Genomic DNA, 23132 nt, shown 5'->3' with positions numbered 1-23132 from the left:
GCACCTTGACCGTTCATGTGTGGATCTGCACCTTGCTGTGGTCTCCGAGGACGAGTCGGTGGGCGCTGGGGACGCTTGGCGCGGGGGTTACCTGGACGTGCCGGCCGATGAGGGAGGACTCGATGCGGCCGACGCCGTCGATGGAGGAGTCCCGCAGCACGATGGAGAACTCCAACTCGCTGTCGGTGATACGGCAGTTCTCCGCGATGGAGGTGAAGGGGCCGACGTAGGAGTCCTCGACGATCGTGCCGGCGCCGACGACGGCGGGGCCGACTATGCGCGAGTTGACGATGCGTGCGCCCTCCTCGACGACCACCCGGCCGATGGTCTCCGAGGCTTCGTCGACGTCGCCGTCGATGCGGCGGGCGAGGCTCTCCAGGACGGTCCGGTTGACCTCCAGCATGTCGGTGACGTTTCCGGTGTCCTTCCAGTAGCCCTTGATGACCGTGCAGCGCACGTCGGCTCGGGAGTCGATCAGGTGCTGGATGGCGTGGGTGATCTCCAACTCGCCGCGCCAGGAGGGGGTGATGGCGCGGACCGCGGCGTGGATCGCGGGTGTGAAGAGGTAGACGCCGACCAGGGCGAGGTCGCTCTTGGGGTGCTCGGGTTTCTCCTCCAGGCCGATGACCTGGCCGCTTTCGTCGAGTTCCGCGACGCCGAAGGAGCGCGGGTCCTGGACGCGGGTGAGCAGGATCTGGGCGTCGGGGCGGTTGGTGCGGAATTCGTCGACGAGGTCGGTGATTCCGCCGACGATGAAGTTGTCGCCGAGGTACATCACGAAGTCGTCGTCGCCGAGGAAGTCGCGGGCGATGAGGACGGCATGGGCGAGTCCCAGCGGCCGTTCCTGCGGGATGTAGGTGATGTCCAGGCCGAATCTGGTTCCGTCGCCGACCGCGTCCTGGATCTCCGCGGCGGTGTCGCCGACGATGACGCCGACCTCGGTGATGCCGGCCTCGGCGATGGATTCCAGGCCGTAGAAGAGCACGGCCTTGTTGGCGACCGGTACGAGCTGTTTGGCCGAAGTGTGCGTGATCGGCCGCAGGCGTGTACCGGCGCCGCCGGACAGCACAAGAGCCTTCATCTGCTTCACCTTAGCCCGGATCCGGCCGATTTGAGGATGGCGGGAATGGCTTGTTCGTCACCGCCGTGCCGTCGGGCGTTCACCGGAATGCGGCCTCAGTCGCCCAATGCGATCTCGCTCCACACCTGTTTTCCGCCACTGACCGGCACCGTTCCCCAGGCCGCGGACATGGCCTCGACCAGGAGAATGCCGCGGCCGCCGGTGGCCTCCCAGTTGATGCTGGTGGGCTTGACCGGCGTGCGCGGTGAGGCGTCGGCGACGGCGACGCGCAGCCGGCCGTGGACGAGGGTGAGGTCGAGGCGGACCCGGCCGTCGGTGTGCACGAGGGCGTTGGTGACGAGTTCGCACACGACGAGCAGCACGGTGTCCATGTCCTCGCGCGCAACCCCCCAGGCGCGCAGGGTGCGCCTGGTGAAGCGGCGGGCGTGGCCGACGGCTTCCGGGACGCGCCAGACCGTCCAGCTCTCGCGCAGCGGGCGTACCGCCATGCCGTCGTAGCGCATCAGGAGCAGGGCGATGTCGTCGCTGCGGCGCGCGCCCACGAGCAGGGCGTCGGCGACCAGGCCGAGGTGGGCGGGGTCGGAGCGGGTGAGCTCGTGGGCGAGCCGCTCCAGGCCGGTGTCGATGTCGGCGTCGGCGGACTCCACGAGGCCGTCGGTGGTGAGGGCGACGAGGGTGCCGGGCTGGAGCCGCAGCGGGCTCATCGGGAAGTCGGCCTGCCGCATCACACCGAGCGGTGGTCCGCCCTCCGCCTCGGCGATCTCCGTGCTGCCGTCGGGGTGGCGCAGCACCGGCGGGAGGTGGCCGGCGCGCACGCACCAGGCGGAGCCCTCCTCCAGGTCGACGTCGACGTAGGCGCAGGTGGCGAAGAGGTCGGTCTCCATGTCCATGAGGAGGCGGTTGGCGTGGTGGACGACCACGTCCGGCGGGTGTCCTTCGGCGGCGTAGGCGCGCAGGGCGGTGCGCATCTGGCCCATGAGGGTGGCGGCGGCCGCGCTGTGGCCCTGGACGTCGCCGATGACGAGGGCCACGTGGTTGTCGGGCAGCGGGATCACGTCGTACCAGTCGCCGCCGACCTCCAGCCCTGCCGTGGTCGGCAGATAGCGGGCGACGGCCTCCGCGCCGGGCAGCCGGGGCAGGCGGCGCGGCAGCAGCTGGCGCTGGAGCATGCCGACGAGTTCGTGTTCGGCGTCGAAGGCGTGGGCGCGCAGCAGGGCCTGTCCCGCGAGGCCGGCGGAGGCGGTGAGCAGGGCGCGTTCGTCGGGGCCGAAGTCGTGCGGGGCGTCCCAGCCGATCAGGCAGGCGCCGGCCATCCTGCCCCCGGCGGGCAGGGGCAGGACGGCCAGGCCGCCGGGGCCGACGTCGGCGAGGGCGGGTTCCAGCGGGGTGCCGGCCGGCCAGATCTGGGCGCGGCCCTCGCGCAGGGCGGAGGCGAGGGTCGGCATGGCGCGCACGGGTGCGTCGGGCCACTCGGTACGCCACTCCAGGCGCCACAGCTCCGGCCAGGACTCCGGTTCGGGCGGGTCGAGGACGGTGACGACGAGGCGGTCGTTCTCCAGCTCGGCGAGCGCGATGCGGTCGGCGCGCAGCGGCTTGCGCAGGGCGGTGACCACGGCGTGGCTGACGTCGCGGACGGTGCCGGCGGTGGCGAGGGCGGCGGCGAGGCGCTGGACGCGGGCCACGTCGGTGATCTCGGCGCGCAAGGTGGAGGCGTCGGCGACGGTGCCGACGAGGCGGGCCGGGAGGCCCTCGCCGCCGGGCAGGAGGCGGCCGCGCAACCTGAGCCATCTGGGCGGGCCGGCGGGCTGCAGGACCCGGAACTCCAGCTCGCGGTCGCCGATGGACATGTGGCCTGCCTCGACGACGGACATCAGCGACGGCAGGTCCTCCGGGACGGTCAGTCCCAGCAGGGTCTCGACCTTGCCGTCGAAGCCGGCCGGGCCGAGGCCGAACAGCGCCAGGATGTCGTCGCCGACCTCGACGCGGCCGGTGTCCATGGCGAGGCTGAACGCGTTCGCCGGCAGCTCGGCGCCCTCCGCGACCGCGGGGAGGCCGGGGAAGGCCACGGCTTCGGCGACCAGCTCCAGGCATGCCCGGTCGTCGGTGTCGAAGCCGCCGGGGTTCTCGGTCACGGCCAGCAGACAGCCGCCGCCGTCGCCGTGGGCGGGAAGGGCGGCCAGGTGGAACTCCCGCGACGGCGCCCGTCGCGACTCCGCCGAGCCGGCGAGTTCCTCCGGGGTGAGCCAGACGGGACGGCCGGTGCGGTGTGCTTCGGCGGCCGGGGAGCGTCCGGTCAGGGCGTAGCCGTCGCGCAGCCCGTACAGGGCGCGCGGCACGCCGGCGGACTCGATCAGGCACAGCAGGTCGGCGTCCTCGCTCGGTGTGTACACAGCGGCGAAGGAGGCTCGGCCGAAGACGAGGGCCTGCTCCAGGACCCGGCGCGGCCGATCGGGTGAGTCCGGCTCGACGGAAAGCGCCTTCAGGGCGCCCTCGGCACGCGGACGCCTCGTCCTGCGTCCCGCAGCGCCCTCAGTGACCACGTCCGCCATTACAGCGCTTGTGGGCCACCTGCGCAGCCCCTGTGACCGTTCGATGGAGTGTTGACGTGGGCAGTGCTCGAAACCCTCCGAACATTTCTTGACGCATGCGTTCCGCACGGCGATCTCGTGACAGCCATGACTGTCCGTGCCCGTCGGCCCGCTGGAAGTCTCGGCATCGGGCCAAGGAGGGGGAGGCATGGACAAGCGGTACGAGGTGTACGCGCTCGCCGACCGGCATTTCTACGAGTCGCCCGAACGCATCGCTTCGGGGACGCGAGACGGCGAACAGCTCTACGAGACGGCGCGGCGCGCGGTGCCGGAGGGCTGGGACGCGGCGCGGATCGGTGACTGGCTGGCGCTCACGCCGCTCGGCGCGGACGGGTCGCCCGTACCCGGTCCGGCCCAGGGCTGGAAGATCCATGCCTCGGCCACCCGGGCGAACGCGGAGCGGATCGCGGCGATCGTGTGGGACTACTGCGTGCCCCGCCGCATTCCGTTCAAGTTCGTGCCGGGCCCGCATCTGCTGCATCTGCGCAACACCAAGTACGCCGCCCGGGACAGCAGCGGCAAGTTCGTCACGGTCTACCCGGCCGACGAGGAGCAGCTGCACGTCGTGCTGCGTGAGCTCGGCCGGCTCCTGGAGGGCTTCGAGGGGCCGTACATCCTCACCGATCTGCGGTGGGGCGACGGGCCGCTGTACGTCCGCTACGGCGCTTTCGCGCGCACCTTCGTCGTCGACGAGCGGGGCTCTCTCGTGCCGGCGGTGCTGGACGGCGAGGGCAAGCGGGTGCCGGACCGGCGGGCGCCGTCGTTCCAGGTGCCGGAGTGGGTGACGCTGCCGGCCTTCCTGGAGCCGCATCTGGCGGCGCGGAACACCACCACGGTGGGCGACCTGCCGTACCGCATCGAGAAGGCGCTGCACTTCTCCAACGGCGGCGGGGTGTACTCGGGCACCGACACCCGGGACGGACGCCGGGTCGTGCTGAAGGAGGGGCGGCCGCATGCGGGGCTGGCCGCCGACGGGGCGGACGCGATCACTCGTCTGGAGCGGGAGAAGGCCGCGCTGGAGCAGGTGGCGGGGACGGGGGTGGTGCCGGAGGTGCGGGACTGGTTCACGCTCGGCGACCACCGGTTCCTCGTCATGGGCTTCCTCGAAGGGCGCCCGCTGAACTCGTTCTTCGCCGAGCGGCATCCGCTGCTCAGCCCGGACCCCGATCCGAAGGCGGTCGCCGAGTACACGGCGTGGGCGGTGCGCATCCACGGGGCGGTGGAGCGGGCGGTCGAGGCGGTGCACGCGCGCGGGTTCGCCTTCAACGACCTGCACGTCTTCAACATCATGGTCGCCCCCGACGAGGAGTCGGTTTCCCTGCTCGACTTCGAGGCGGCGGCGCCGATCTCCGAGCAGGGCCGGCAGGTGGTCGCCCACCCCGGCTTCTTCGCCCCGCCGGACCGCACCGGTGCCGACGTCGACCGCTACGCGCTGGCCTGTCTGAGGCTCGCCCTGTTCCTGCCGGTCACCACGTTGTTCGTGGTCGACCGGGGCAAGGCGGCCCACCTCGCCGAGGTGATCACCGAGCAGTTCCCGGACGTGCCGCGGGAGTTCCTGGACGAGGCGGTCGCGGAGATCACGCGGGGCGCCCCGGTGCCCGCACCGTCGTTCGTGGTGCCCGGGGACTGGCCGTACAGCCGCGACTCGATGGTCAAGGCGCTGCTCGCCTCGGCGACGCCGGAGCGCGACGACCGGCTCTTCCCCGGTGACATCACGCAGTTCTCCGACGGCGGCGGCCTCGGCCTCGCGCACGGTGCGGCGGGGGTGCTGTACGCGCTGGACGCGGTCGGTGCCGAGCGGTACGAGGAGGGCGAGCGCTGGCTGCTGGCCCGGACCGCGCCGCCGCCGACGGGCACGCCGCTGGGACTGTACGACGGTCTCGCGGGCGTCGCCCACGTCCTGGACCGGCTCGGCCACCGGCAGCGCGCCCTGGACCTGGTCGAGGGGATCCTCGCGGAACGGTGGCAGAACCTCTCCTCCGACCTGCACGGCGGGCTGGCCGGACTCGGTCTGGTCCTGGCCGAGCTGGCTCACACGACCGGCGAGACGGAGCTACGGGACCGTGCCGCCGAGGTCGCCGACATCCTCGTACGACGACTCGCGCAGCCGCCCGCGGACACCCCTCGGCGACGCCGGGCCGGTCTGCTGCGTGGTGCGAGCGGCCCCGCGCTGTTCCTGCTGCGGCAGTACGAACGCACCGGTGAGCTCCGGCTGTTGGACGCGGCCGGCGTGGCGTTGCGGCGGGACCTGGAGGGCTGCATGACGCACCCGAGCGGCTCGCTGGAGGTCGACGAGGGCTGGCGCACGCTGCCGTACCTCGGCGACGGCAGCGCGGGCATCGGGATGGTCCTGGACGACTACCTCGCTCAAGTCGCCAAGCAGGAGGCGGAGTTCGAGCGGGCCCGCGCCGGAATTCTGATCGCCGCCACCAGCCGCTTCTACGTACAGCCGGGCCTCTTCCAGGGCCGCGCGGGGATGATCCTGCACCTCGCCCGCACCACCGCTCCCGGCGCGACCGGTGAACGGCTCGCCGAGCAGATCGGCGGGCTCGGCTGGTTCGCCATGGACTACCAGGGCCAACTGGCCTTCCCAGGGCACCAGATGATGCGGCTGTCGATGGACCTGGGCACCGGAACGGCAGGGTGCCTGCTCGCGCTCGGCGCGGCCCACGCGGCCCCCGGCGATCCCGCCGCCCCTCACCTGCCGTTCCTGCCGCCGCTCGGGCGGCCCCCACAGCGCGGTTCCGCGAGCTGACGGAGCCGTGACCCAATCCCGTCCCCACGGGTGGACGACACCGATAAGGAAGGAATGCGACATGGCACTTCTCGACCTGCAGACGATGGAGTCCGAGGACCGCACCGAGGGCGGCGGCGCCAGCACGCTCAGCCTGCTGTCCTGCATCAGCGCCGCGAGCCTCACGCTCTGTCTCTGACGAGCACCGTGTGGCCATGGCTCCGGGCGGTCCGCTCCCGCGAGGGAGGGGCCGCCCGGGGTCCTGCACACGGTCCCGCGCGCGCTCCCGCACACACCGAGGGGTGAGGGGCGCGGTGACGGGTGAAGGGACGCCGAGGGGCGAGGGGTGAGGGGCGCAGCCGTATGACACAAGCCGTCAGGACACTCCCCGGGCCGCTCGGTCCCGCCCCCGCCCGCTGGCTGGCCCTGTGCGTGGTGAGCACGGCCGCGACCGGCGCCGGCCTGCTGCTGCCCGCGGCGTTGGGCCACACTCTGGATCTGCTGCTGACGCGGACCCCGGCGACCCGCTGGGTGCTGTACTGCGCGGCGATCATCGTGCTGCTCGCCCTGCTCGACGCGTGCGAGACCGTGCTCGGCGGCACGGTCGACGCCCGCACCACCGCTTGGCTGCGCCGACGTCTGACCGGGCATGTCCTGGCCGTCGGCCCGCGCGCGGCCGCCCGTTTCGGGCCCGGTGACCTGGTCGCCCGGCTCGTCGGCAACGCCGCCCAGGCCGGCACGGCGCCGACCGCCCGCGCCGCGCTGTTCGCCGCCCTCGCCGGACCGGTCGGCGGCATCGTCGCCCTGGCTCTGATCGACCCTTGGCTGGCGGCCGTGCTGCTGGCCGGAGCACCGGTACTGGCCCTCCTCCTGAGGGCCTTCGCCCGCGACACCCGGGACTGCGTGTCCCGCTACCAGAAGGCACAGGGACGGATCGCACAGGCGCTCTCCGAAGCCGTCCGCGGACACCGCACCATCGAGGCGGCGGGTACCGCCGACCGGGAGACGGAACGGATCCTGCGGCCGTTGCCCGAACTGTCCGAGGCCGGGCACCGCATGTGGCGGGTGCAGGGCCGGGCCGCGGGCCAGTCCGTGGCCGTGGCTCCGCTGCTCCAGCTCGGCGTCGTCGCCGTGGCCGGAATGCTGCTGGCCCGGCACCGGCTGACGGTGGGCGAGGTGCTCGCGGCCTCCCGGTACGCCGTCCTGGCCACCGGGGTCGGCGTCCTGGTCGGCCAGCTCGCCGGACTGGCCCGGGCCCGTGCCGCCACGGGACGCCTCCACGAAGTCCTGGCGGAACCGGCCCCCGACTACGGCGAGCACGGCCTGCCACCCGGTCCGGGCCGACTGGAGCTGCGCGGGGTGACCGCCCGGCGCGGTGGCCGTGCCGTGCTCGACGGAGTCGACCTCGTGGTGCCCGGCGGGACGACGCTGGCTGTCGTGGGCCGGTCGGGGGCGGGCAAGTCCCTGCTCGCCGCGATCGCGGGACGGCTGGCCGAGCCGGACGCGGGAGAAGTACTCCTCGACGGGATCCCGCTGCGTGACCTCACCCACGACACCCTGCGCCGGGCCATCGGCTACGCCTTCGAGCGCCCCGCCCTGCTGGGCGGCACGGTCGAGGAGGAGATCGCCCTCGCCCTTGCGGCCCCCTCCCCCGCCCGCGTCCGCAAGGCGGCCCGTACGGCCCACGCGGACGACTTCGTGCGCCGCCTGCCCCAGGGATACGCCACCGCAGTCGCCGATGCCCCACGCTCCGGCGGCGAGTCCCAACGCCTCGGTCTCGCCCGGGCGTTCGCCCACGGCGGCCGACTGCTCATCCTCGACGACGCCCTCTCCAGCCTCGACACGGTGACCGAGTCCCGCATCACAGCAGCCCTCGTCGACGACACCGAACACAGCAGCACCCGGCTCCTTATCGCCCACCGCGCCGCCACGGCCGCACGCGCCGATGCGGTGGCCTGGCTGGACGGGGGGCGGGTGAGGGCGGTGGGGCGGCATGCGGAGCTGTGGGAGATCCCGGAGTACCGGGCGGTGTTCGCGGACGGGGAGCAACCATGACCGAAGGCATCCACCGGCACGGGCTCCGCCTCCTGACGGACCGGCGGCGCGTGCGAGCGGTACGTCGGCACGCGGAACTTTGGGAACTCCCGGACCACCGGGCTCCGTTCGCGGACGGGGAGCAACCATGACCGAGGGCATCCACCGGCACGGACTCCGCTTCCTGACGGACCAGGGACGCGTGCGGGCCGTGCGGCGGCACACGGAACTGGGAGAACACCCGGACCACCGGGCTGTGTTCGTGAACGGGGAGCAACCATGACCGAGGGCATCCACCAGCGCGGGCTCCGCTTCCTGCAGGACCGGTGGCGGGTTCTGGTGCGGCTCGGTGGCTGGTCCGTGCTGGAGACCGGGCAGACCTTTCTCACCGGGTTCGCGCTCGCCCGCGCCCTGGACGAGGGTTTTCTGGCGGGGCGCCCCGAGGTCGGGCTCGCCTGGCTCGGAGTGGCCGGACTCGGTGTGCTCGTCGGGGCGTACGGCACCGCGCGGGTGTACGGCGCGGTCGCCGCGCTGGCCGAACCGCTGCGGGACCGGCTGGTCGCGCGGGTCGTCTCGCGCGGGGTGCGGGAGGCGGACGCCGGGGCGCTGTCCGGGCTGACCCAGCAGGTCGAGATCGCGCGTGACACCTTCGCCGGGCTGGTGATGGTGTCGCGCTCGTTCGTGTTCACCGCTGTCGGCGCCGTCGCGGGCCTGGTGTCGCTCGACCCGCTGCTCCTGCTGGTCGTCGTGCCTCCGCTCGCCGCGGGCCTGGGCCTGTTCGCGGCGACGCTGCGCCCGCTGGCCCGTCGACAGGAGGCGTTCCTCGTCGCCGACGAAGCGCTGGCCGACGATCTGGGCACCGTCTGCCCGGGGCTGCGGGACATCACGGCGGCCGGTGCGGAGGAACGGGTCGCCGACTTCACGCGGATCCGGGTCGACGCCGAGCTGCGGGCCGCCTGCTCCCTCGCCCGCTGGGGTGTCCTGCGCGTGGCCTCGCTCGCCCTCGGCGGCCACCTCCCGATCCTGCTGCTCCTGACCTGCGCCCCCTGGCTCCTCGGCCAGGGCGTCACCCCCGGAGCCCTGGTGGGCGCCCTCGCCTACGTCACCCAGTCCCTGCTCCCCGCCCTGCACAACCTGGTCCACGGCCTGGGCACGAGCGGCTCACGGCTGGCGGTGGTGCTGCGACGGCTGACCCGTGAAGCGTCCTCCGAAGCCGGGATCGGACAGGGAGCTGAGGCCGGGACCGAGGGCGGAACCGGGACCAGGGTCGGAGGTGAAGCCGGAGCTGAGACCAGGCCCGAGACTGAAGCCGGCGCCAAACCGGATTCGGCTCCCGGCACAGGCCTCACCGACGGAACGTCCGCGCTCCGACACCGGCCCGCCAACGCAAAACATGCAGCCCCGCCCCACGCCGCAAGCGCAGAACTCCCACCCTCAGCCCCCACCGCCAACGCAACACACCCACCCGTACCCCACGCCACCGACCAACCACCCACACCCGCACCGCACGCCGCCGGCCAGCTCCCCGCACCCCACCCCTCCGGCGCTCATTCCGACCCGCCCGCCCTCTCCCTCACCTCCGTCACCTTCGCGTACGGCCCCACCGCGACCCCCGTCATAGACGACCTGGACCTCACGCTCCGGTCCGGCGCCCACCTGGCCGTCGTGGGACCGAGCGGCATCGGGAAGTCGACGCTCACCGCGCTGGTGGCCGGACTGCTGGAACCGGTCCATGGCACCGTCCGGCTCTGCGGGCACCCGGTGCCCGGGCCGGAGGCCGCCGCGCTTCGGGTGCTGATCCCGCAGGAGGCGTACGTGTTCACCGGCACGCTCGCCGAGAACCTCGGGCACCTGCGGCCGGACCCGGTACCCGAGGAGGAGCTGCTCACCGCCGCCGAGGCGGTGGGGCTCCTGCCGCTGCTCGAGGCGCTCGGCGGGCCGGCCGCGACGGTGGATCCAGCGGCGCTGTCGGCGGGCGAGCGGCAGCTCGTCGCACTGACGCGCGCCTACCTGTCGCGCGCCCCGCTCGCCCTGCTCGACGAGGCGACCTGCCACCTGGACCCCCGGGCCGAGGAGCGCGCGGAGCGGGCCTTCGCCGACCGGCCGGGCAGCACCCTGGTCGTCGTCGCGCACCGCATCAGCTCGGCCCGCCGCGCCGACCGCGTGCTGGTCATGGACGGTCGGCACACGGCGTACGGCACCCACGACGACCTCATGCGCAGCTCGCCCTCGTACCGCGCTCTCGTGGGCGACTGGACCCCCGCGCCGTCAAGGACACCCGTCCAGTCGGACACACCCGTCCCGTCATAGACCCGCGCCGGTCAGTCCCGCCCGTCCCGTCATGGCCCCCCGCCCGTCAAACCCTCACGCCCCGTCATAGGACCCCGCCCGTCAGACCAGCCCACCCCGTCACACAACCCCACCCATCAGCCCACCCACCTCGTCATAGACCCCCGCCCCTCAGCCTCCCAACCCCGTCAGAGCCACCCCTCCCCCTGAGAGATCCGGATCGCGTCGATGCGATTGCGGGCGCCGGTCTTACGGGTGATGGCCGCCATGTAGTTGCGCACGGTCCCGTGGGACAGGTGCAGGCTCCCCGCGATCTCCGCCACCGAGGCTCCCTCGGCGGCGAGGGATAACACGCTCAGCTCCCGCCGGGTCAGCGGCATCTCGGCAGCTTTGAGGAAGCCGAACCCCAGCGAGTCGTCGACGAAACGTTCCCCCTCGGCGACGCGCCGGATCCCGTGCACGAGGTTCTCCGGCGAGCCCTCCTTGTCCACATAGCCGAGCGCCCCGGCCTCGGCGGCCCGCTTCAGCAGGCCCGGTCTGTTCGCGCTGGCCAGTACGAGCAGCCGCGGCGGTGTCCGGCCCGCCTCGCGTGCGCACAGGTCGCCGAGTGGCGGGATGCCGTAGGCGTCCGAGCAGTCGAGGTCGGCCGCGCAGACGTCCGGACGCACGGATCGCAGACGGCCGGACGCACCGCGCCACGAGGCGTCGAACACCCCGAGGTCCGGTTCCCGGCGCAGCCACTCCGCCATGACCGACCTGACCAGACACGCGTCGTGCACCAGAAGCACCCGGATCACTGTCCGTCCTCTCAGCTCGTCGTACGTCGTACACCGGTTCCTTGGTGAGGAGCGCGTGCCCCATTCTTGGCGTCCGGCACCGCCACCGGGCGCGAAGAATCGGCCATCAGGGTGCGCGGGGGCGCACGCGTGGCGCCCGTACGCTGCCGCACGCTTCGACTGCGGGGGCATGCTCCGGGGCCAAGGGGGTACGCGGCGGCTCTCGCCGTGTCGCGGGCACCCCGTGCGCCCATGCACGGGCCCGCGCCGGTACCAAGGAGCGCTCGCCGTGCGCGAAGGGGCGTGAGGGGGGAGATTTGAGCCCTGGGGCCCGGCGCGCGCGAGCGGCGCGGGTCGCCTCGGGGCGCGCCCGTGCGAGGAGGTGGTCGGCGTGTCCGACGAGCAGACGTCCGCCCAGGCACCGGCGGCCGCACGGACGCGGGTCGGCCGGCCTCTGCTGTCGCTGGCGCTGGCCTCGATGATGGACGAGGTGAACGCGCACTCCGGTGCCGTGTATCTGCTGGCGGCCGACGAGCCCGTGCTGGAGATGGCGGTGATGGCGGGGCTGCCCCGGGCGTTCGCCGCGCCGTGGGAGCGGGTCGGGCTGAGCGCCCCCATCCCGGTCGCGGAGGCGGTGCGGGAGCGGCGGCTCGTCTGGGTCGCGGGCGAGGAGGACATGGCGGCCCGGTATCCGCGGATCGCCGTCGTGCTGCCCTATCCGTTCGCGCTGGCCGCGCTTCCCGTGGCCACCGACTCCACCGCCTACGGTGCGATCTTCGTGACCTGGCCCGGTTCGCATCCCCCGGAGCTGTCGGACCGGGACCGGGAGCACCTCACGGCCGCCTGCCGACGGCTCGCGGTGCGGCTGGAGCGCGCCATGGAGGACAGCCGCCCGCCGCTTCCGGAGCCCGATCTGCTCGCCGGCCCGGCGTTCAGCGGCGCGGCCGGCACGCTCGGCACGGTGGAGGCGGCGCGGATGGTGTCGCGGCTGCCGTACGGGCTGTGCTCGCTCGATCTGCACGGCCGGATCAGCTTCGCCAACCCGGCGGCGGCCGAGCTGATCGGCGTCCCGGCCAGCCGGCTGCTCGGCAACCAGCTGTGGGCGTGCGTGCCGTGGCTGAACGACCCGGTGTACGAGGACCGTTACCGGGCCGCGCTGATGAGCCAGCAGACGACGTCGTTCGTGGCGCTGCGTCCGCCCGGCGACTGGCTGTCGTTCCGTATGTATCCGAGTACGACCGGTCTGAGCGTGCGCATCAGCAGGGCGCGCGCGGTGGCCGAGATGGCCCGCGGCGGGTCGCGCCCGAGCGACGCGCCGGCCCGGCTGGTGACCATCTCCCAGGTGCTGAGCCTGGCCGGTGCGCTCACCGAGGCGGCCGGCGTGCAGGACGTGGTGCAGCTGGTCGCGGACGAGATCGTCCCGGCCGTCGGCAGCCAGGCGCTGGTGGTGCTGGGGTCGCGGGCAGGGCGGCTGCATGTGCTCGGGCACCGCGGCTATCCGGATCCGCAGTTCGTGGAGCGGTTCGACGGCATGCCGCTGACCGAGCAGACGCCGGGCACTCATGCCCTGTCCACCGGGGTGCCCGCGTTCTTCGATTCCCGGCAGGAGCTGGAGCGCCTGTATCCGGTACGGGGGGCCACCCCGGACGGCTTCTCGGCCTGGGCGTATCTGCCGCTGATCGCCTCCGGCCGGCCGGTCGGCACCTGTGTGCTCGCCTACGCCGAGCCGCATCCCTTCCCGGCGGACGAACGCGCGGTCCTGACCAGCCTCGGCGGGCTGATCGCGCAGGCGCTGGAGCGGGCTCAGCTCTACGACGCCAAGCACCAGTTGGCACACGGTCTGCAGGCCGCCCTGCTCCCCCACTCGCTGCCGACGCTGCCCGGGATCGACGCGGCCGCGCGCTATCTCCCGGCCATGCAGGGCATGGAGATCGGCGGCGACTTCTACGACCTGGTGCCGACGGAGCAGGGTCTGACGGCTGCGGTGATCGGGGACGTGCAGGGCCACAACGTCACCGCGGCCGGCCTGATGGGCCAGATCCGCACCGCCGTACGGGCGTACACGACCGTCGGTCAGGCGCCCGAGGAAGTCATGCGCAGCACCAACCGGCTGCTGCTCGACCTCGGCTCCGACCTGTTCGCCAGTTGCCTGTACCTGCGGCTCGATCCGGAGCACCGGCGGGCGGTGATGGCCCGCGCCGGGCATCCTCCGCCGCTGCTGAGACGACCGGACGGACGGGTACGGGTGCTCGACCTCGCGGGTGGGCCGCTGCTGGGTATCGACGGCTCGCCCACCTATCCGACGACGGAGGTCGACCTCGCGCCCGGCTGTGTCCTCGTCCTCTACACCGACGGGCTGATCGAGTCGCCCGGTGTCGACATCGAGGACGCGCTCGCCGACCTCGGCCAGGTGCTCACCGAGGCCGGGGAGCGGCCGTTGGACGAGCTGGCCGACCTGCTGGTCCAGCACAGCGCGTCGGTTCGGGAACGGGTGGACGACGTGGCGCTGTTGCTGCTGCGGGCGCGGGGGTGAGGGCTCCGGCGCGCTGCCGGGCCGGCGGATGGGCCGCCGGCGGCACACACCGGCCGTCGCCGGGGGTCGAGCAACTCCGCGGGGACGGCGGCCACGTCGTCACGCGGAATGTGGCCGCGGCCGGTGTGTCCCCGGCTCGACGTCGGCGTCGTCGCGGCGCTCACCGAGCTGTCCCGCCGGGACCGCCGGCTGAGGGCTGCGTCTCCTGGTTGGGCGAGCGCCCCGCGTGCACCTGTTCGAAGAGCCCGGCGCGGTCGACGAGGCCGCCTCGGTCCTGTCCGCCCGCCTCTTCCACGGCAGCCCCGCCGAGTCCGGCCCGGACCGGTCCGGACGCGCGAGTGGTCCGGTCCCCGCCGGAGGACCGGACCACGTTCGTGCGGATCACCGGGATCCGTGCGTCGGGGTAGGTGCGTCAGTTGTTCCCGACGCCGTTGCCGACGATCTCGCCGAGGCCGTTGCCCGTGCCGTCGGCGTTGCCGTTGCCGACCTCCTCACCGGCTCCGGCATCCTGACCGGCACCGGCTTCCTCACCGGCTCCGGCCCCTTCACCGGCACCGGCTTCCTCCCCGGCACCCGCCTCGTCACCCGCGCCCGCCTCGTCACCGGCACCGGCACCGGCCTCGTCACCCGCGCCCGCGCCGCCCGCGGCGTCGCCGCCGAGGGTCGCGCCGACCGCCTCCAGGGCGGTGGTCACCGGCTGGAAGAACGTCTCGCCACCGACCGTGCAGTCGCCGCTGCCGCCGGAAGTGAGGCCGATCGCCAGCCCGTCCTGGGTGAACAGGGAGCCGCCGCTGTCGCCGGGCTCGGCGCAGACGTCGGTCTGGATGAGCCCGGTGACGGTGCCCTCCGGGTAGTTGACGGTGGCGTCGAGACCCGTGACCTGACCGTCGTTCAGCCCGGTGGTGCTGCCCATCCGGAAGACCTGCAGACCGACCTCCGCGTCCGCGGCCTGGCTGATCGCGACGGTCTGGTCGCCGGTGTTGACCTCGCTCGGCGCCTCGGTCGCCGGGTCGTCGTACTTGACCAGCGCGAAGTCGCCGGCGCCGGGGAACGTGGCCTGGTCGACGGTGGCGATCGGCTGGCCGCCCTCGGTGTCGGACCACTGCTCGGCCGCGACGCCACAGTGACCCGCGGTCAGGAAGGCGGGGGTGCCGTCGCCCGCGGTGACGTTGAAGCCCGCGGAGCAGCGTGAGCCGCCGGCGAAGATGGCGTCGCCGCCGGAGAGGAACGTCTTGAAGGTGCCGGCCGACTTCTTGATGGTCGCCATGCCGGAGCCGAGGCTCTGGACGGTCGACTCCAGCTGGTCCCAGTTGTCGCCGGTGACCGTGCTGTCGGCGGTGACGAGGATCTTGTTCGTTCTGGGGTCGACGGCCCACGCGGTGCCCGGGATGGTCGCCTCGGACTTCAGGGTCTGCGCGCCGGACTCCAGCTCCGCCAGGCTGTTCTCGACCTCGCGGACCTTCGCGCCCGCCTTCTTGGCCTGGACGATGACGTTGTTGTCGTCGCCGTTCACCACGTTGACGACGAGCTGCCGGCTCTCGGCGTCGTAGTACGAACCGGCGAAGGCGTCGCCGAGCAGTCCCTCGAGCTGCGAGGCGAGATCCGAGGCGTCCGCCGCCTTCAGGGTCTTGGGGGCAGCGGCGGCGCCGTCCGACGCGCCGTCCTGGGACGCGTTGGCGTTCGGCAAAAGGATTGCGGCCGCTCCGAGCGCCACCACGCTGCCCGCGGCTATCGCGGCCTTGCGCTTCGGAATTCGCTTGTGACTCAAACTTCTCGACCTCCTGGGGGACGGGGTCTGTGCCGCCTTTGTTCGGCAGCTGTTCGGGGCGCCTGGTTGGCAGTTGGTACGCACGGGTCCGGTGGGGCGTTCAATTCCGTTTGCGGGCACCCGATTCGCAACACCGAATCGGCCAAGCACCGCGCCCCGAGCTCCGGTGGCGGGAAGAATCCCCCATATGACGATGACCACCGCCGAAGCCGACAAGATCCTCTCCGCCAACTTCGCCCCCTGGGTACTCCGACTCGGCCTGTCCGTCGCGACGGTGGAGGACCGGCGCGCCGTCCTGCGAATGCCCTGGTCGGACGCGCTGGCCCGGGAGGGCGGCGCCCTGTCGGGCCAGGCGCTGATGGCCGCCGCCGACACCGCGACCGTGATCGCCGTGTCGGCGGCACGCGGGGCGTACGGGCCGATGACGACGGTGCAGCAGTCGACGTCCTTTCAGCGTGCGGTGATCGGTTCGGATGTCCTGATCGAAGCGGTCGTGACGAAGCTGGGCCGCCGTATGGCGTTCGCCGACATCACGATGACCGACGAGGCGTCGGGAGACATCGCGGCCCGCGCGAGCACGGTGTACGCACTTCTGGGCTGACACGATCTGCTACCAGTCGGTAGCAGTCAGTTGTGAACACCGATCGGAATCCTGGCTTCAGCGAATCTACACATTCAATACTCAACGAAGTCACCGTGGGCCGGGGTTCTCCACAGGGGGCTACCGACGGTCACCCCCTTGGGGCCGGAGTGTCGGATTCGCCGCCGCATCGGCCCGGGCTCCCGGGAGCGGATGCAACAGCTCGCCTGAGCCGATGCTGTGACGCATGTGAAGAAGTCGCCGACAAGACGTGCCCGCATCTGCACGGATCGATGCTTCTAGGAGTCAAGTGCCCTGGTGAGGGCGTTGGTTGATTGGAAGCCCATACCCGCAGCGTGCTTTGATCCATCGCACCGCGGGGGCCGCGAACGGCTTCCGGGAACGGGCGCCGGGCGCCCGCGGTCGCGGCCGTCATCTGTCCCCCAGAGGGGGCCGCTCCCCCTTATGAGATATCCATTAGGAAGGGAAGTTCCATCATGAACTCCACCCCCCAGGTTGAGACCGTCGAGATCTCCGACGCCGAGCTCGACAGCGTCTCCGGCGGCCTGCAGGTCAACGCCGTGAACGGCGCCCTTGACGCGGTGAACGGCATCGCCCCGGTTTCCGCCCTGGTGGACACCGTCGTCGGCACCGTCGAGGGCACCACCGGCCTGAACACCGCCCCGGTCCAGGGCCTGGTTGCCGGTCTCTGATCGCGCCTTTGCGTCACTGAGTCCCGGAGCCGCAGCCGGCGGTTCCGGGATTCTCCCGTGCTGTAACAACCTCCTCTACGGGTGAGGGAAGTTCCGTGCAGTTCCGCCAACAGGCCCTCGCCAAGCTCCAGTCACCGGAGGAGCTCGACCTTCCGGTGCGCTTCGCCCGCCCGCAGGGCTGGCTGGTGCTCTCCGTGACGGTGGTCGTCATGGCCGCCGCGTCCGTGTGGGCGGTGACCGGCTCGGTCGCCTCCACGGTCGGCGCGCCCGCCATCCTCACGCACGGCCAGGGCAGTTACATCCTGCAGAGCCCGGTCGCCGGGCAGGTCACCGCGGTCCTCGCCGAGCAGGGCGAGCGGCTCCCGGCGAACTCCCCCGTGCTGAAGGTCCGTACGACGAAGGGTGAGACGGTCGTCCGTACGGTCGCCGCGGGCCGGGTCACCGCGCTCGCCGCCACCATCGGGCAGATCATCTCCACCGGCGCGAACGTCGCCGCCGTCGAGAAGGTCGCCCACGCCAAGGACCCGCTGTACGCCACGGTGTACGTCCCCGCCGAGAACGCGGCCTCCATCCCCGACAAGGCCGCCGTGGACCTCACCGTCTCCTCCGTGCCCACCCAGGAGTACGGCGTCCTGCGCGGCCATGTGAAGTCGGTGGACCGCTCCGCGCAGTCGGCGCAGCAGATCGCCGCCTTCCTCGGGGACCAGCAGCTCGGCGAGCAGTTCACCAAGGACGGCAGGCCGGTCGCCGTGACGGTGAGGCTGGACCGTGAGTCGAGCACCAAGAGCGGCTACAAGTGGTCGTCCGCGGACGGGCCGCCGTTCTCCCTCACCTCCATGACCATGGCCAACGCCTCGATCCGGCTGGCCGACCAGCGTCCCGTCGATTGGCTGCTGCCGTGAGCGCCGCACCGGAGACCCGCGGCCGGCGCCGCGCCGCCCCGCCGAAGCGCCCCGTGCCCAAGGGCAGGGCGAAGACCGTGCGCACGCCCACGGTGCTCCAGATGGAGGCCGTGGAGTGCGGCGCCGCGTCCCTCGCGATGGTGCTCGGCCACTACGGCCGCCATGTCCCGCTGGAGGAGCTGCGCATCGCGTGCGGTGTCTCCCGGGACGGCTCGCGCGCCAGCAACCTGCTGAAGGCGGCCCGCTCTTACGGCCTGACGGCCAAGGGCATGCAGATGGACACGGCCGCCCTCGCCGAGGTGAAGACGCCGGCCGTCCTGTTCTGGGAGTTCAACCACTACGTCGTCTACGACGGCATGGGCCGCCGCTTCGGCCGCCGCGGGGTGTACATCAACGACCCCGCCAAGGGCCGCCGCTTCGTGCCCATGGAGGACTTCGACGGCAGCTTCACCGGCGTCGTCCTGGTCATGGAGCCCGGCGAGGGCTTCAGCAAGGGCGGCCGCAAGCCGGGCGTGCTCGGTGCGATGCCGGCCCGGCTGCGGGGCACCGCGGGCACGATGCCCGCCGCGGTGCTGGCGAGCCTGCTCCTGGTCGTGGTCGGCGCGGCGGTGCCCGCGCTGAGCCGTACCTACATCGACATGTTCCTGATCGGCGGGCAGACGTCCCTGCTCAGCGTGCTGTTCGCGTCGATGGGCACCTGTGTCCTGCTCACGGTCCTGCTGACCTGGCTGCAGCAGGCGAACCTGCTGCGCGGCCGCATCATCTCCTCGACCCTCTCCAGCGCCCGCTTCCTGCGGCATCTGCTGCGGCTGCCGGTGACGTTCTTCTCCCAGCGCAGCCCGGCCGACCTGGTCCAGCGCCTCCAGTCGAACGACGCCGTGGCCGAGACCCTGGCCCGCGACCTCGCGGCGGCGGGCGTGGACGCCGTGGTCGTCGTCCTCTACGCGCTCCTCCTCTACACGTACGACCCCCAGCTCACCTTCGTCGGCATCGGCGTCGCTCTGCTGAACGTCGTCGCCATGCGGGTCGTCATCCGGCTGCGGGCCACCCGTACGGCGAAACTGCGCGCGGACAGCGCCCGGCTCACCAACACCGCCTACACCGGCCTGCAGCTGATCGAGACGATGAAGGCGACCGGCGGCGAGGACGGCTACTTCCGCAAGTGGGCCGGACAGCACGCCACCACGCTGGAGGAGCAGCAGCGCCTCGGCGTGCCGAGCGCCTGGCTGGGCGTGGTCGCACCCACGCTCGCCACGCTCAACAGCGCGCTCATCCTCTGGATCGGCGGCATGCGCGCGGTCGAGGGCGGCATATCCGTCGGCCTGCTGGTCGCCTTCCAGGCACTGGTCACCCGCTTCACCGCCCCGATCACCCGCCTGAACGGCGTCGCGGGCCGCATCCAGGACTTCGCCGCCGACGTGGCCCGCCTCAAGGACGTCGAGAACTTCCAGGCCGACCCGCTCTACGGCCGTCCCGGTGCCGGAGACTCGACGCGCCGCCTGCACGGCCATGTCGAGCTGCAGAACATCACCTTCGGCTACAACCCGCTCGACAAGCCGCTGCTGACGGGCTTCGACCTGACCGTCGGCCCCGGCCGGCAGGTGGCGCTCGTCGGCGGCTCGGGCAGCGGCAAGTCGACCGTCTCCCGGCTGATCTCGGGCCTGTACGCCCCCTGGGAGGGCGTCATCCGCATCGACGACCAGCGCATCGAGGACATCCCGCGCGGCGCGCTCGCGGCGTCCGTGTCCTTCGTGGACCAGGAGGTGTTCCTCTTCGAGGGCACGGTCCGCGACAACGTGGCGCTGTGGGACCCGTCGATCCCTGACGAAGCGGTGGTGGACGCGCTGCGCGACGCGGCGCTGTACGACGTGGTCATGCGCCGCCCCGGCGGCATCCACAGCAAGGTCGAGCAGGACGGCCGCAACTTCTCCGGCGGGCAGCGCCAGCGCCTGGAGATCGCCCGGGCGCTGGTGCGCCGCCCCAGCATCCTGGTGCTGGACGAGGTGACGAGCGCGCTGGACGCCGAGACCGAGCTGATCGTGATGGACAACCTGCGCAAGCGCGGCTGCGCCTGTGTGGTGATCGCGCACCGGCTCAGCACCGTGCGCGACAGCGACGAGATCGTCGTACTCCAGCACGGCACGATCGTGGAACGCGGCCGGCACGAGGAGCTGGTGGCGCGCGGCGGCGCGTACGCGGCACTGGTCAGGGAGCGGTGAGATGACCTCCGTCCATGAGGGTGACCTCGTCCTCAACGCACTCGGGCAGATGGGCACGCCCATCGACTGCACGGGGTTCAACCGCCTCGACCTCGAAGGGCCGCAGGTGCTGTGGCTGGTCGCGTCCGGCGCGGTGGACCTGTTCGCGGTGGACGCCGGGCAGCAGGGCCACTGGCATCACCTCGGCCGCCTGGAGGCGGGCTCCCTGCTGCTCGGTCCGGTCGCCGGACCGCAGCACACGCTGGTCGCCCGCCCGCTCAGGGACTGCGTCGTGCACCGCATCGGCCTGCGCGAGCTGTACCAGCCCGCGAATACGCAGACCTGGTCCTACGACGAGTACGGCAACCCGCAGTACGTCCCTCCGACGACGAGCCCGCTGGAGTACGCCCTCGCGCTCGGCGTCGGCCGCAGCCTCTCCATCCTCTTCCAGGCGCCGATGGCGACCGAGGGGTCGGCCGCCGAGGTGACGGACGACGACGTCTTCTGGATGCAGGTGCCGCCGGGGAGTGTGCAGTACGGCTCGCTGTACGGCGCGGAGGCGGCCGCCGACCTGCTGATGGACCCGGCGGTCTGGCAGTCCATGGTCGACCAGCAGTACCGCCTGCTGACGGCGCTGGACCGCTGGATCGAGCAGCTGGAACGCACGCACGAGACGCGCACGGCCGAGGGCATCAAGGCAGGCGAGGCGGTGCGCGCCCAGGCCGACCGGACGCTGCTGGCGTCCATCGGCAGGCGCAGCGACAAGCGGACGACGGCCGCCGACGCGGACGCCAGTTACGCGGCCTGCAAGCTGGTCGCCGAGGCGGCAGGGATCACGCTGGCCGAGCCCGCGCAGAGCGGTACCGAGAGCGACCGGCTCGACCCGGTGGAGCGGGTGGCCATCGCGTCGCGCGTGCGCACCCGGGCCGTACGGCTGGACGGGCGGTGGTGGCGGGACAACGTGGGGCCGCTCGTGGGCCATCGGGCGCTGTCCGGTGCGCCGGTCGCGCTGCTGTGGCGGCGCGGAGGCTATGTCGCCGTCCATCCGTCGACCGGCCGTGAGACGCCGATCGAGAAGGCCAACGCGGAGGAGTTCGAGCCGCGTGCGGTGATGTTCTACCGTCCGCTGCCCGACCGCACGTTGAGCCCGCTGCGGCTGCTGCGGTTCAGCATGCGCGGGACGGGCGGCGATCTGACGAACCTCATGATCAGCGGTCTGGTGACGGTCGCGATCGGTGCGCTGGTGCCGGTCGCGACCGGCAAGGTGCTCGGTGAGTTCGTGCCGAAGGCCCAGACCGGGCTGATCGTGCAGTTCTGTCTGGCCGTGATGATCAGCAGTGTCGTGGCCGCGGCGTTCATGCTGCTGCAGAACCTGACGATCCTGCGGCTGGAGGGCCGTATCGAGGCGACGCTCCAACCGGCTCTGTGGGACCGGCTGCTGCGGTTGCCCACGAAGTTCTTCACCGAGCGCTCGACCGGCGAGCTGGCGAGCCAGGCCATGGGCATCAGCGCGATCCGCCGTCTGATGGCCGGAGTGGGCCCCGTCGTCGCGCAGTCGGTGACGGTGGGCGCGATGAACCTGTCACTGCTGTTCTGGTACAGCGTGCCGATGGCGATGGCGGCGATCGGCATGCTCGTCGTGATCGCGGCCGTGTTCCTGGGGGTGGGGCTGTGGCAGGTGCGCTGGCAGCGGCGGCTGGTGGTGCTGAGCAACAAGCTGAACAACCAGGCGTTCCAGACGCTGCGCGGGCTGCCGAAGCTGCGCGTCGCGGCGGCCGAGAACTACGCGTACGCGGCCTGGGCGGACCGGTTCGCGCGCAGCCGAGAGCTCCAGCAGAAGGTGGGGCGGATCAAGAACCTCACCACGGTGCTGGGCGCGGTGTATCTGCCGCTGTGCACGCTGCTGATGTTCATGCTGCTGGCGGGTCCCGCGCGGGGGTCGATGTCGGCGGCGGCGTTCCTCACCTTCAACACGTCGGTGACCATGCTGCTCACCTCGGTGACCCAGCTGACCGGCGCGTTCGTCTCGGTGGTGGCCGCGCTGCCGCTGTTCGAGGAGATCAAGCCGGTGCTGGAAGCGACACCGGAGGTGCGCACGGCGAGCACCCGGCCGGGCCCGCTGACGGGATCGATCGAGGCGCGCCGCCTGTCCTTCCGGTACTCCGACGACGGTCCGCTCGTCCTCGACGACGTGTCCTTCGACGTCCGGCCGGGCGAGTTCGTGGCGATCGTCGGCCCGAGCGGCTGCGGCAAGTCGACGCTGCTGAGGCTGCTGATCGGCTTCGACAAGCCGGTATCCGGCAGTGTGCTGTACGACGGCCAGGACCTGGCCGCGCTCGACCAGTCGGCCGTACGCCGCCAGTGCGGGGTCGTGCTCCAGCACGCCCAGCCGTTCACCGGCTCCATCCTGGACGTCATCTGCGGCACCGAGCCGTACACGCCGGAAGAGGCGATGGCGGCGGCCGAGATGGCGGGGCTCGCCGAGGACATCAAGCGGATGCCGATGGGACTGCACACCATCGTCTCGGGCAGCGGCGCGATCTCCGGCGGCCAGCGGCAACGCCTGATGATCGCCCAGGCGTTGATCCGCCGCCCGCGCATCCTGTTCTTCGACGAGGCGACCAGCGCCCTCGACAACGAGACCCAGCGCACGGTCATCGAGTCCACCAAGGCCCTCAACGCCACCCGCATCGTCATCGCGCACCGGCTGTCCACGGTGCTGGACGCCGATCGCGTGATCGTGATGGAGGACGGCAAGGTCGCCCAGCAGGGCCCGCCCGCGCAGCTCCTCGGGGACACGAACGGACGGCTGCACGAGCTGGTGCGGCGCCAGATGGCCTGAGTGCGACCGGACGGCGTGCGTGCCTCGCCGTATCAAGTCCAGGGTCGGCTCAGGGTTTCGGATGGCAACCCCTGAGGCGTGGCCCTGAGACCGG

15 protein-coding genes are annotated in these 23132 nt (G+C 72.3%); 11 read left to right on the top strand and 4 right to left on the bottom strand.

All coding sequences use genetic code 11. The features are described 5' to 3' along the window. Positions 1–13: 13 nt before the first annotated feature. Together ACZ7L6_RS31640 and ACZ7L6_RS31635 are read right to left on the bottom strand one after the other, a co-directional pair. Positions 14–1081 (bottom strand): glucose-1-phosphate thymidylyltransferase, encoded by a 1068-nt coding sequence (locus ACZ7L6_RS31640; protein WP_471929809.1) that lies wholly within the window; start codon positions 1079–1081, stop codon positions 14–16. Between the two features lie 95 nt (positions 1082–1176). Then, positions 1177–3630: a SpoIIE family protein phosphatase gene (locus ACZ7L6_RS31635; RefSeq protein WP_471929807.1), complete on the bottom strand. Its 2454-nt coding sequence runs from the start codon at positions 3628–3630 to the stop codon at positions 1177–1179. Positions 3631–3817: 187 nt separating this feature from the next. Here ACZ7L6_RS31635 and lanKC point away from each other — a divergent pair, with 187 nt between their 5' ends. The 5 genes from lanKC to ACZ7L6_RS31610 all read left to right on the top strand — a co-directional run bounded on the left by lanKC (position 3818) and on the right by ACZ7L6_RS31610 (position 10747). Beyond that, complete coding sequence (gene lanKC, locus ACZ7L6_RS31630; protein WP_471929805.1) at positions 3818–6424, top strand: class III lanthionine synthetase LanKC; 2607 nt, start codon at positions 3818–3820, stop codon at positions 6422–6424. 61 nt (positions 6425–6485) lie between these two features. After that, complete coding sequence (locus ACZ7L6_RS31625; protein WP_471929803.1) at positions 6486–6602, top strand: SapB/AmfS family lanthipeptide; 117 nt, start codon at positions 6486–6488, stop codon at positions 6600–6602. 164 nt (positions 6603–6766) lie between these two features. After that, a complete protein-coding gene (locus tag ACZ7L6_RS31620) occupies positions 6767–8458 on the top strand; it encodes an ABC transporter ATP-binding protein (RefSeq protein ID WP_471929801.1) in 1692 nt (563 codons plus the stop codon). 127 nt (positions 8459–8585) lie between these two features. Continuing rightward, positions 8586–8720, top strand: coding sequence for a hypothetical protein (locus ACZ7L6_RS31615; protein ID WP_471929799.1), 135 nt, complete (start codon positions 8586–8588; stop codon positions 8718–8720). Further along, complete coding sequence (locus ACZ7L6_RS31610; RefSeq protein WP_471929797.1) at positions 8717–10747, top strand: ATP-binding cassette domain-containing protein; 2031 nt, start codon at positions 8717–8719, stop codon at positions 10745–10747. The genes ACZ7L6_RS31615 and ACZ7L6_RS31610 overlap by 4 nt, the downstream gene beginning before the upstream one ends. Before the next feature lie 167 nt (positions 10748–10914). Here ACZ7L6_RS31610 and ACZ7L6_RS31605 read toward each other — a convergent pair whose 3' ends face one another. Next, positions 10915–11523: a LuxR C-terminal-related transcriptional regulator gene (locus tag ACZ7L6_RS31605; protein ID WP_471929795.1), complete on the bottom strand. Its 609-nt coding sequence runs from the start codon at positions 11521–11523 to the stop codon at positions 10915–10917. Between the two features lie 361 nt (positions 11524–11884). Between ACZ7L6_RS31605 and ACZ7L6_RS31600 the strand changes: the two genes are divergently transcribed. After that, entirely contained in the window at positions 11885–14035 is a 2151-nt protein-coding gene (locus tag ACZ7L6_RS31600; protein WP_471929793.1) for a PP2C family protein-serine/threonine phosphatase, read from the top strand. A 412-nt stretch (positions 14036–14447) separates the two neighbouring features. On the opposite strand, the gene ACZ7L6_RS31595 is transcribed toward ACZ7L6_RS31600, so the two are convergent. Further along, the gene (locus tag ACZ7L6_RS31595; RefSeq protein ID WP_471929791.1) at positions 14448–15803 is read right to left on the bottom strand and encodes a S1 family peptidase; all 1356 of its coding nucleotides are present in this window, start codon (positions 15801–15803) and stop codon (positions 14448–14450) included. Positions 15804–15990: 187 nt separating this feature from the next. Here ACZ7L6_RS31595 and ACZ7L6_RS31590 point away from each other — a divergent pair, with 187 nt between their 5' ends. From ACZ7L6_RS31590 to ACZ7L6_RS31570, 5 genes are all read left to right on the top strand, one after another. Next, positions 15991–16404 carry a PaaI family thioesterase gene (locus ACZ7L6_RS31590; RefSeq protein ID WP_471929789.1) on the top strand — a complete coding sequence of 138 codons (414 nt, stop codon included), beginning with the start codon at positions 15991–15993 and terminating at the stop codon, positions 16402–16404. Positions 16405–16880: 476 nt separating this feature from the next. Then, a complete protein-coding gene (locus ACZ7L6_RS31585) occupies positions 16881–17096 on the top strand; it encodes a type A2 lantipeptide (protein WP_471929787.1) in 216 nt (71 codons plus the stop codon). A 95-nt stretch (positions 17097–17191) separates the two neighbouring features. Beyond that, a complete protein-coding gene (locus ACZ7L6_RS31580) occupies positions 17192–17998 on the top strand; it encodes a hypothetical protein (protein ID WP_471929785.1) in 807 nt (268 codons plus the stop codon). Continuing rightward, positions 17995–20217 (top strand): NHLP family bacteriocin export ABC transporter peptidase/permease/ATPase subunit, encoded by a 2223-nt coding sequence (locus ACZ7L6_RS31575; RefSeq protein WP_471929783.1) that lies wholly within the window; start codon positions 17995–17997, stop codon positions 20215–20217. Before ACZ7L6_RS31580 ends, ACZ7L6_RS31575 begins: the two co-directional genes overlap by 4 nt. A gap of 1 nt (position 20218) precedes the next feature. Further along, positions 20219–23038, top strand: coding sequence for an NHLP bacteriocin export ABC transporter permease/ATPase subunit (locus ACZ7L6_RS31570; protein ID WP_471929781.1), 2820 nt, complete (start codon positions 20219–20221; stop codon positions 23036–23038). The last annotated feature ends 94 nt before the right edge of the window (positions 23039–23132 follow it).

The organism is Streptomyces sp. NPDC107522, from assembly GCF_055657525.1.
Note: the sequence above shows the minus strand (reverse complement) of the source record. Positions and strands in the feature narration are given on the sequence as shown.